Source organism: Vibrio sp. Hep-1b-8 (genome assembly GCF_006124995.1).
Lineage (GTDB): Bacteria > Pseudomonadota > Gammaproteobacteria > Enterobacterales > Vibrionaceae > Vibrio.
Map to the genome: position 1 here is coordinate 1 of NZ_QEWN01000060.1, position 1,180 is coordinate 1,180.

The window sequence follows — 1,180 nt, forward strand, 5'->3', positions numbered from 1 at the left end:
CTTATAGTGCCGTGAGTTCTTTTTTCTCGCAACGGTAAGATGGTTTTGAATGTTAGACACGTGCGGTGCTGCCAAGAATCGGAGCGCAGCTTAGGCAAACGTTAAGCCTTAAGGAACAAGAGAAGTGGTTGTTTTAGATGGATACAAAAAACCAGCTCTTAGCTGGTCAATATCTGAAATGGAGGCGCGTCCCGGAGTCGAACCGAGGTCCACGGATTTGCAATCCGCTGCATAGCCACTCTGCCAACGCGCCTTTTTTTTCAACGCTTTAGGTTACCCACCGCGGCGTTCGCTGCATACTTTACGGATTGAGCGATGAGAGTCAAATAAAAATATCACATTTTATTTTGATTGCTGAGTTTTGAAGCAATATGGCGCTTGTTTGATCTATACGTTCACTGATTGTACTTAGACAATCGCTAGCTACCGAGTGAAAGCTGTTGCAACTTAGGCAACTTTTTCACGACGAGCTGATAAGAACGCTCACACAAGTCTTCAATCATACCGTCTTCCACATCTCCCGGATAATAAACCGTAACCCAATGACGTTTGTTGGTATGATAACCAGGTGTAATGTCACTGAACTGGCTCGTCAACACCTCACCATCTTCAGGCACCACTTTGACTGTCACATACTCCCTTCCTTCCCTTTCCGCCAATATGGCAAACATCTTACCTTTAACTTTGTACACAAGCGCCTGAGGGCCGAATGGATAGTCCGCTTCTGCACCGACGAATCCATCTAGAAACTGGGCAAGTTGAGTATTGTTCATCGTATTACTCCCAAAAACAAAAAACGAGCCTGACACTCCTTATTTGGCTAAGACTTAGCGACTAATGCATTGCCTGAAAATTCAATCCCTTGCCATCCGTATTGAATAAAATTACGAATGTTGGCGTGATCTTCACCTTGAGGATTACCCAAAACATCATCACGGTAATATCGACCAAAGCAAGCAAGCGTTGCCGCAGGTTGCAGTTGATTCAACTGAGCAAATGCAAAGATCTTACAAGACCCATTGTTTTGATCGGCTTGATTGTGGGTATTGCCGTTAGTGAATGCCGTTGGGGTAAAGCTGTAGTTCGCATCAATAACGGCCATCGTCTCTTCAAACTGAACGCTTTCAGGTGCCAGAGCAAGTTTGTCTAGAAAAGAATTAAGTTCCATATCAGTGTGTAC

The 1,180-nt window shown here is 44.5% G+C and carries 2 protein-coding genes and 1 tRNA gene; all 3 read right to left on the reverse strand.

Annotation, left to right across the window (positions count from 1 at the left end; genetic code table 11):
* Positions 1 to 179: 179 nt before the first annotated feature.
* Positions 180 to 253 (reverse strand) — tRNA-Cys (locus DA100_RS08220).
* 166 nt (positions 254 to 419) lie between these two features.
* Positions 420 to 773, reverse strand: a complete 354-nt coding sequence (locus DA100_RS08225) for an MmcQ/YjbR family DNA-binding protein (RefSeq protein WP_138971716.1) — start codon at positions 771 to 773, stop codon at positions 420 to 422.
* 47 nt (positions 774 to 820) lie between these two features.
* On the reverse strand, positions 821 to 1,168 hold the full coding sequence (locus DA100_RS08230) for a HopJ type III effector protein (RefSeq protein WP_138971717.1): 348 nt from the start codon (positions 1,166 to 1,168) through the stop codon (positions 821 to 823).
* Between the last annotated feature and the right edge of the window lie 12 nt (positions 1,169 to 1,180).

Excerpts from the sequence above, each read along its gene's own strand:
- DA100_RS08230 (WP_138971717.1), bottom strand. The coding sequence starts at position 1,168 with ATGGAACTTAATTCTTTTCTAGACAAACTTGCTCTGGCACCTGAAAGC.
- DA100_RS08225 (WP_138971716.1), bottom strand. The coding sequence starts at position 773 with ATGAACAATACTCAACTTGCCCAGTTTCTAGATGGATTCGTCGGTGCA.